Consider the following 8,581-nt stretch of genomic DNA (forward strand, 5'->3'; position numbering starts at 1 on the left):
GGTTGACGTCGATCACTCGTTTCCAGTCGGCGGGATCTTGCGCGATCAACATTCCGGAAGCACCGACACCGGCACAGGCGACCAGACGATCCGGCACCCCGACGCTCGCCACCGTCTGCTCCAGCGCAGCAGACACCGCGTCGGGATCGCTTATGTCGCAAGCAATGTCGCCGCCACGGAGATCCCACGTGATGACATCTTGGCCAGCGCCCCGCAACCGGTCGGCGGCCGCGCTGCCGATGCCGGAGGCGCCGCCGGTCACGATGGCGCTCACCGCGCGGGCCCGATCAGCTCAACGCGGACGCCGTCCGGCGCCGTGACGACGGCCATCTGAACCTGCTTTCCATGCGGTGCGTGAACGGCAATCTGTCGTGCGTCATCGGCGAATCCCAGATCGGCCAGTCGACCAAGCGTCGGCTCGACCTCGCGGTTCAGCGAGATCAGAAAGAACCCGGCCGCGGGGCCGGCCATCGATTCGCGCTCGGGTGCCGGATCGACGAACACGACCAATTCGACGATGCCGGTATCCGGTGCGCCGAGGTCGCCGAGAAAGATCGACCGCAGGGTATCGCTAGTGGCGTCGAACAGGGTCGGCCAATCACCGGTGAATTTTTGGTCGAACAAGACCGTGAGACCCAGTCCGTCCCGCCAGAAGCTCAACGCACGTTCGACGTCGGTTGTCACGATCGCCGTGTGATGAACACCGGTCATGCGTTGCCGGCCTCTGCCTTGAGTTTCCGACTTTGCCGACGGGTGTCGAACATGTCCAGGTCGACTGCGGCGAGTCGCTGCGCGAACATGCTTCCGCTGTACGGGTATTGGGTCACCATCTTGCCGCTTGCGTGGCGAAAGTAGTTGCTGCAGTTCGCCGCCCAGACCGTGGTGTCCAGCGCCGCCTGGATCTCGGCGTTGAATGCGTCGTGCGGGTCGCGTTTGATCTCGACTGCATCAATCGCTTCTCGGCTCATCGTGTCGAGCAGTCGGCGCACGAACTCGGCCTGCGCCTCCAGGACGTAGATCATCGAGGTGGTCCCGTTGGTGTTCGGCCCGTACAGAGTGAACAGATTCGGATAGCCGGGCACCACCGTGCCCAGATACGCTTCGGCGCCGTCACGCCAGTCGTCGTGAAGTCGCCGGCCACCGCTGCCGTAGACATCCAAATTGCTCAGATAGTCGGCGGCCTTGAAACCGGTTCCGAAGATCACCGTGTCGGCCCGGTGCTCGACACCGTCCGCGGTGCGCAGACCGCGTTCGGTGAAGGCAACGATCGAAGCGGTCTCCAGCGTGACGTTCGGTAGATCGAATACCGGAAACCAGGTCTTCGACTGCAGCGGCCGCTTGCAGCCAACGGGGTAGTCCGGCAACAACTTCGAGCGCAACTCCGGATCGCTCACCTTTTTCATCAAGTAGTTGTACGACATCTCGGTCAGCATCTTGGTCATGTCGGATTCGACATCGAAATCGGCCACTTCGTACTGCTGGAACGCGGCATCTCGAAGCTTCAGCGCTTCGGCGGGGTCGCTCGCGAACAACTCTTGCTGCTCGCTGGTGAAGGGGTCGTCGATCCGTGGTGCCACCCAAATCGGCGTGCGCTGGAATACCGTCAGATGCTCGGTCTCCGCGGCGATGGCCGGCACGTACTGCACGGCGCTGGCGCCCGTGCCGATCGATGCAACCCGTTCTCCCGCCGTCGATTTCGAATGATCCCACTGTGACGAGTGAAAAACTCGCCCGCCGAAAAGCTCCCGGTCCGGAATTGCCGGGATATTGGGAACATCAAGCATGCCGACCGCGCTGACGACCACATCGACCTCGTGTCGACTCCCCTGCGCGGTCTCGATCGCCCATTGCGAGTCGGCATCAGACCATCGGATCGACGTCACGACGGTGCCGGCTTTCAGGTGCTGACTCAGCTGGTGGTCGTGTGCGACCCGTTCCAGATAGGCGAGAATCTCGGGCTGGTTCGCGTACGTCTTGGTCCAGTACGGGTTCAGCGCAAACGAAAACGAGTAGAAGTGCGACGGCACATCACACGCCGCACCGGGGTAGGTGTTGTTGCGCCAGGTTCCGCCGAACCCGTCGCCGCGTTCGAAGATGGTGAAATCGTAGTCACCTTGGGCCAATTGAATACCCATGGCGATACCGCCGGGACCGGCCCCGATGACGCCAACCCGCGGCCTACGTTTCGACAACGCCGGCCCCGTCGCTGAGATCACGCTGCGCGAGTGTGACGGCGGCCATACCTGGCCATGTTACATATCAAGTCTTATATGTAAAACGGTATCGCGGAGGTGGTGCTCACCGGCGCTCCGGAGAATGTCTACGCACTGCACCGCCGATACCGGCCCGGGTTTTGCCAACCCTTCTGCTCAAGAGGCACGGCATTCAGCAGCTGATCATGAGGGGCCTGATCGCGCACACCTGCCTAGCGGCGACGGTCCGCTTTGGTGCGGAGCTGGGCTATGAGGTGACTGTCGTCAAAAGATGCGACGGCCAGCTATCCCGACGGCGAGATGCACGCGGCGTTGCAGATCAACATCCCCGACTACGCGACGGCAATACTTCGGCCGAAGAAACCCTCGAGGCCATCTCGACGTCGACCGCCTGACGGTCAACTGCCTGTGGGCACGTTGGCGAAACCCGGTTCTCCGCCGTCGACAACTGAATTGAACCGGAAGCGGGTCTCGAGACGCTCGCTGATGTCTTGGACCGCGCTCTCGGGAATCGCGGTCACATCGAAATTCTCGTTGATGCGCGTCGGGTTGACCGATGCCGTCAGGACCGCGCTGCCACGTTGAATGCCCCACGCCAAAAGCACTTGTGCGGGCGTCTTTCCCAACCGCTGCGCGATCGAGACAATCAGCGGATCGTCGAGCAGTCGCGGCTCGAGCGCGTGCCCAAGCGAAGCAAACGCCAACAGGATGATCCCGTCCGTCTCGCGCAGTTGATGCAGTTCCCACTGCGGGTGGTATGGATGCGACTCGACCTCGACCACCGCCGGCTTGATCCTGGCGGTGCCGGCGATCCGCTTGACGCCCTCGACGTCGATGTCGGAGAGCCCTATTGCTCCGGTAAACCCTTCGTCGACAAGGCTTTCCATCGCTGCCCAGGTTTCCTCTAACGTGACGGCGTCGTCGTAGATGACATCGCCGTGCGGGTCGCGGGGATCTTGGTCGTCACCGGGCTTGAACGCGAACGGGGTGTGCACGAGATACAGGTCGACGGTGTCGAGCCCGAGCCTGTCGAGGCTGGCTTGCAATGCCGACTTGACCCGTTCGGGGCGATGGTTGTTGTTCCACAGCTTGGTGGTCACGAACAGCTCGTCACGGCGCACTGTGCCGTCTGCGAACAATTCTTTGAGCGCGGCGCCGACTTCGGCCTCGTTGCGATACCGTTCGGCGGCGTCGAGGTGGCGGAAGCCGACCTTGACCGCGGCTTTGACGGCGTCGCGCGTCTTCGTGCGATCGGACAGCGACGTTCCGAACCCGAGCGCGGGAATCGCGCCGCGACCGTCATTCAACGGGAACGTGACCTGCCTCAGATCCTCACCTGATGCCATATCCGTCGGCCTCCTTCACTTTATAGATGACCAGTCGTCTATCTAACGTCCGCTGACAGCCCGCCATTCCCGCTCCGTTCAGCGCAGCAGCGCGGGAATGGTGTCGGCTTCGAACCGGTCGTAGGGAATGCGGCTGCGGATCATCTTGCCCCGAAGCGCCGCGCCTTCCCAGGCTTCGATCAGCTGGGAGGCAATCTCGTCGGCGTCGAGATCCTTGTGAAGATCACCGGAGCGCAAGCATGCGGCCAGAGCGTTGCCCCAGCGCTCGAGAATGCTGATCAGCTGGGTGCGAATCGGTTCACTGGAGCTACTGAGCTCTAGCGACAAATTGCCGATCAAGCAGCCGAGTAGGAAGTTGGCGGCCTCGTGGTCATCGGTGAGCGCGTGGAAGAACCGGGTGATCCGCTCCTGCGCCGACCCGTGGCCGCGAAGGATCGGCACGAGCCGAGTTTCGATATCGACCCAATAGCCGTCCAGGACTGCCGCGGCGAACCCCTCTTTACTGGGGAAATACGCATAGAACGAGCCCTTCGGCACGCCCGCCGCGTCGGTGATGTCTTTGACGCCGCTGGCGGCGAACCCTCGCGCATGGATCAGCTCGAGGCCTGCCGCGAGCAGCCGCTTGCGGACTTCGGGATTCGATGGTCGTGGCATGGCCGTGTTAACAGACGACCGGTCAGTTATTATTCCAGCCTCGCGCGACACCCCGGACGTTGCCATTGACGAATGTCACCATTTTGTGTTGACTCATTCGCATGACGGAGTCAGTGCCGACCCGTGGATCGCTGCGATCGCGTTCCGCAGCTCTGCTGAGCATGACGACATTGCGGCAGGTCGGCGCGGTGTTACCGCCCGAGCAGGCATGGAGCCTGTGGCTGTCGCGACAGATCGTGGCCGGCATCATGGATGCCTTCGGACCGTCGCTGGCCGGGAGCCGGATCGAGCCGGTTGACGTGCACCACGACGGACGTCGCGTGGTCGGTGAATGGGTGCGTGCGCCCGGCGTACCTACTGGGGCCGGCGCCATCTATTTCGTCCACGGCAGCGGCTTTGCGTTGTGCTCGCCGCGCACCCACCGCCGGCTGACATCGTGGTTGTCCCGGCTGACGGGTCTGCCGGTGTTCGCCGTCGACTACCGCTTGGCGCCGCGGCACCGCTTCCCGACCGCGGCCGATGATGTGCGCGCCGGCTGGGACTGGCTCACCAGCCAGGTGCCGCCGGACCGCGTGGTGATCGCCGGCGATTCGGCAGGCGGCCATCTCTCGGTGGATCTGCTACTGCAGCCCGACGTGGCAGCCGACGGCCCCGCGGCGCTAGCGCTGTTCTCACCGCTGATCGACCTGACGCTCGAGCTTGGCCGTGCGCGTGAGGATTTGCGGCGCGACCCGGCGATCCGCGCCGACGATGCGGCACGCCTGGTCGCGCTGTACAGCAATGGCGTCGATCCCGCACACCGGCGGCTGAAGCTCGACGTCGCCGGCGGACCGCCGTTGCCCCCGACGCTCATCCAGGCCGGCGGCGCCGAAATGCTGCTGGCCGACGCGCGGCACCTGGCCGCTGACATTCGCGCCGCCGGTGGCCGTTGCACTTTGCAGGTTTGGCCGGATCAGGTGCACGTGTTCCAGGCGCTGCCGAGGCTGTCACCGGAAGCCGTCATGGCCATGAAGCACGTCGCACGTTTCATCGACACCTCGATGCGAGACAACGGTATCGAGGCCATATCAGGGAAGGCGGGCTGAGGATGATCGGGCCGTTTGGAAAATCGCCCAAAGTGAGCCATCACGCGCGTGCGGTGGTGACCGGTGCCGGCAGCGGCATCGGCGCGGCGTTCGCGATCGAACTGGCCCGCCGCGGCAGTCGGGTCGTCTGCAGCGACATCGATGAAGTCGCCGCCAAGAGAACCGTGAGCGCGATCGCGGACATCGGCGGCGAGGCAGTCGCAATCACTTGCGACGTAACCCAACTCGACGAGGTGGTCGATCTGGCCACGCAGTCGCAATCCTGGTTCGGCGCCGCGCCCACGCTGGTGATCAACAACGCCGGTGTCGGCTCCGGCGGGGCCCCGATCGGCGAACTCCCCATCGAGGACTGGCAGTGGGTGTTGGGCATCAACCTGTGGGGACCCATTCACGGCTGCCATGTCTTCGCGCCGATCCTGCGGACAGCCGACCCTTCGAATGCACCGCGCGGCATCATCAACGTCGCCTCCGCCGCGGCATTCGCCGCCGCGCCCAGCATGGCGGCCTACAACGTCAGCAAGGCCGGTACGCTGTCGCTCTCGGAAACCTTGGCCGCCGAATTGTCCGGCAGCGGAGTCAAAGTCACTGCCCTGTGCCCCACCTTCGTCAAGACCAACATCCTCGAATCGGGCCGCATCTCCTCCGAGACGAATCAATTCGCGCACAGAATCATGCGTTGGACAGGCGTCTCAGCGGACAAAGTGGCGCAAACCTGCCTGGACGCCCACGATCGCGGCGACCTGTACTGCATGCCGCAACTCGAAGCCAAGATCGGCTGGAACATCAAACGTTTGATACCCGGTACCTACGCCCGCGCCATCGGCTTGGTGTCCAGGGCCGCCCCGCTCTGAAGAATCCCATCAAAAGGAGGATCCGATGAGTATCGACATGGAAGCAATGCTGGCCAAGATCAAAGACCGCCAGTGGGCGCTCGCCGACATCGACTGGGACGCAACGGGCGCCGAGATGATCACCGACGCGCAGCGCCCACAACTCAAGGCGTTCATGGCCGACCTGTGCTGGATCGAGAACATCGGCGCCCGCGGGTTCGCCGCGCTGGCGAAGAAGGCACCCACACCGACCATCGGTGAGATCTACCGCTATTTCCACGCCGAGGAGCAGCGCCACGCTAACGCCGAACTGGCGCTGATGAAGCGTTGGGGCATGCTCGAGGACGGTGAAGTTCCCGAGCCGAACGTCAACATCCGGCTGGCTATCGACTGGCTGGACCGCTGGGCCGACGACATGCCGCTGTCGCTGCTCGGCACCGTCATCCCGATGCTCGAAGTCGCACTGGACGGCGCCCTGTTGAAATTCCTTCTCGACGAGGTGCACGACCCTGTTTGCCATCAGGTGTTCGAGAAGATCAACAATGACGAATCACGGCATCTGGTCGTCGATTTCGAAGTTCTCGACCTGATCGGACACGCGAAGATCCGATGGTTGCTGATCGACTTCGTCGGCCGCAATGCCACTCCGGGTCTCATCATCGGCGCGATCATGGGCGCACCGCTGATCAACCGGATCCGCAACGAGATCACCGCCATGGGCATGGAGCCGGAGCGGCTGTACAAGGCCGTGAAACGCTTCAAAGAGCTTGGCGACCGCGGCCAACACACCAGTCGGGTACCGACTTACCGGTTCCTGAGGCGCTACGCCGGAGTGGTCACGAATCCGCGCCACCCGTACCACCTACTGGCCAATTCGATGGTGTGGCTTTCCGACCGGTATCCGCGGCCCCTGCTGCCGGCGGTACCTACGTGGGTTCGAGAAGTCACGCACGAGCCGGCGGCATGACCATGGCGAAAACGCCCACCTATGCCACGCTGATCGTCGGAGCCGGCTTCAGCGGTCTCGGCGCAGCGATCAAGCTCGCTCACGCCGGCGTCGACGACGTCATCATCCTGGAGCGCAGCGACCGCGTCGGCGGAACCTGGCGGGACACCAGCTATCCCGGCGCCAGCTGTGACATCCCGTCGCTGCTGTACTCGTTCTCGTTCGTCAAGAACCCGACCTGGTCGCGGACCTATTCGCCGGCCGACGAAATCCGCAACCACATCGAGGACATGGCCGATCGGTTCGACATCCGTCGCCGCATTCAGTTTGGTCAGGACGTCACCGGGCTGTCCTTTGACGAGGACGCCGGCGTCTGGACCGCAACCACGGCCAGTCGCAAGCGTTTTCGCGCCCGTACGGTGATCCTGGCGTCCGGGCCACTAGCCGATTCCAGCTTCCCCGACATCCGGGGTATCGATTCCTACGAAGGCCACAAGATTCACAGTGCCCGGTGGGACAAGGACTATGACTTCACCGGAAAGCGGGTCGGTGTCATCGGCACCGGCGCCAGCGCGATCCAGATCATCCCCGAACTGGTCAAGCAGGCCGATTTCGTGAAGGTATTCCAGCGCACCCCGGGCTGGGTGCTCCCCCGCTTCGATTTCGCGACGCCGCCCGCTGTCCAGACAGTCTTCGCCAAAGCCCCTGCGGTGCAACAGCTTGCGCGCCAAGCGCTGTACTGGGGGCATGAGGCAAGCGCAACTGCGCTGGTATGGAACACACCGTTGACGTCTGTGGTCGCCCGGCTCGGCAAGATGCACCTGAACCGCCAAGTCAAAGACCCGTGGCTGCGCCGCCAGCTGACACCCGACTTCACCCCGGGCTGCAAGCGGATGCTCGTCTCCAGCGACTACTACCCCGCCCTGCAGCGCGACAACTGCAAGCTGATCGACTGGCCGATCGCGACGTTGAGTCCGGTGGGCCTTCGCACCAGCGACGGCATCGAGCATCACCTGGACTGCCTCGTGTTCGCCACCGGATACGACGTGCATCTGACCGGCCTGCCATTCCCGGTCACCGGGCTGGGTGGACGATCGTTGAGCGACGAATGGACGGACGGCGCGCAGGCTTACAAGAGCGCCAGCGCGCACGGCTATCCGAACCTGTTCTTGATGACCGGCCCGAACTCCGGCCCCGGACACAATTCGCTGCTGGTATACATCGAGGGCCAGCTCGACTACGCCGTCCGCGGTATCACCACCATCCTGGACAGCGATCTGCGCTACCTCGATGTCCGTCATGATGTGCAGCGCCGCTACAACGAACGCATCCAGCGGAGACTCACCAAGACGACGTAGATGTCGGGTTGCAGCAGTTGGTATTTGACCAAGGACGGACGCAACGTGTCGATGTACCCGGGGTTCGCCACCCAGTATCTTCGGCAGATGCGAGATTTCCAGTACGCCGACTACGACGCGGTCGAACATGCGGCCGTGCGCGTGAGCTC

The 8,581-nt window shown here is 63.6% G+C and carries 9 protein-coding genes and 1 pseudogene; 5 read left to right on the forward strand and 5 right to left on the reverse strand.

What is annotated here, in order from left to right; translation table 11 throughout:
- The 3 genes from WAN02_RS19535 to WAN02_RS19545 form a co-directional block, all read right to left on the reverse strand.
- Positions 1-274 (reverse strand): SDR family NAD(P)-dependent oxidoreductase (locus tag WAN02_RS19535; RefSeq protein ID WP_422265887.1); only part of this gene is annotated, 274 nt, incomplete at its 3' end.
- Positions 271-711, reverse strand: coding sequence for a VOC family protein (locus tag WAN02_RS19540; protein ID WP_422265888.1), 441 nt, complete (start codon positions 709-711; stop codon positions 271-273). The genes WAN02_RS19535 and WAN02_RS19540, both read right to left, overlap by 4 nt.
- Positions 708-2,216, reverse strand: coding sequence for a flavin-containing monooxygenase (locus tag WAN02_RS19545; RefSeq protein ID WP_422265889.1), 1,509 nt, complete (start codon positions 2,214-2,216; stop codon positions 708-710). The genes WAN02_RS19540 and WAN02_RS19545 overlap by 4 nt, the downstream gene beginning before the upstream one ends.
- Positions 2,217-2,398: 182 nt before the next feature.
- On the opposite strand from WAN02_RS19545, the gene WAN02_RS19550 reads away from it, so the two are divergent.
- Entirely contained in the window at positions 2,399-2,608 is a 210-nt protein-coding gene (locus WAN02_RS19550) for a hypothetical protein (RefSeq protein WP_422265890.1), read from the forward strand.
- A 3-nt stretch (positions 2,609-2,611) separates the two neighbouring features.
- On the opposite strand, the gene WAN02_RS19555 is transcribed toward WAN02_RS19550, so the two are convergent.
- Together WAN02_RS19555 and WAN02_RS19560 are read right to left on the reverse strand one after the other, a co-directional pair.
- Complete coding sequence (locus WAN02_RS19555) at positions 2,612-3,559, reverse strand: aldo/keto reductase (protein WP_422265891.1); 948 nt, start codon at positions 3,557-3,559, stop codon at positions 2,612-2,614.
- Positions 3,560-3,637: 78 nt separating this feature from the next.
- Positions 3,638-4,213, reverse strand: a complete 576-nt coding sequence (locus WAN02_RS19560; protein WP_422265892.1) for a TetR/AcrR family transcriptional regulator — start codon at positions 4,211-4,213, stop codon at positions 3,638-3,640.
- Positions 4,214-4,314: 101 nt separating this feature from the next.
- On the opposite strand from WAN02_RS19560, the gene WAN02_RS19565 reads away from it, so the two are divergent.
- From WAN02_RS19565 to WAN02_RS19580, 4 genes and pseudogenes are all read left to right on the forward strand, one after another.
- On the forward strand, positions 4,315-5,298 hold the full coding sequence (locus WAN02_RS19565; protein WP_422265893.1) for an alpha/beta hydrolase: 984 nt from the start codon (positions 4,315-4,317) through the stop codon (positions 5,296-5,298).
- A gap of 2 nt (positions 5,299-5,300) precedes the next feature.
- The gene (locus tag WAN02_RS19570; RefSeq protein WP_422265894.1) at positions 5,301-6,149 is read left to right on the forward strand and encodes an SDR family NAD(P)-dependent oxidoreductase; all 849 of its coding nucleotides are present in this window, start codon (positions 5,301-5,303) and stop codon (positions 6,147-6,149) included.
- A 25-nt stretch (positions 6,150-6,174) separates the two neighbouring features.
- Positions 6,175-7,095, forward strand: coding sequence for a ferritin-like domain-containing protein (locus WAN02_RS19575; protein WP_422265895.1), 921 nt, complete (start codon positions 6,175-6,177; stop codon positions 7,093-7,095).
- Positions 7,092-8,581: pseudogene (locus WAN02_RS19580) on the forward strand (flavin-containing monooxygenase); the annotation flags it as partial. The gene WAN02_RS19575 and the pseudogene WAN02_RS19580, both read left to right, overlap by 4 nt.

This window comes from Mycobacterium sp. (genome assembly GCF_049281135.1).
GTDB lineage: Bacteria > Actinomycetota > Actinomycetes > Mycobacteriales > Mycobacteriaceae > Mycobacterium.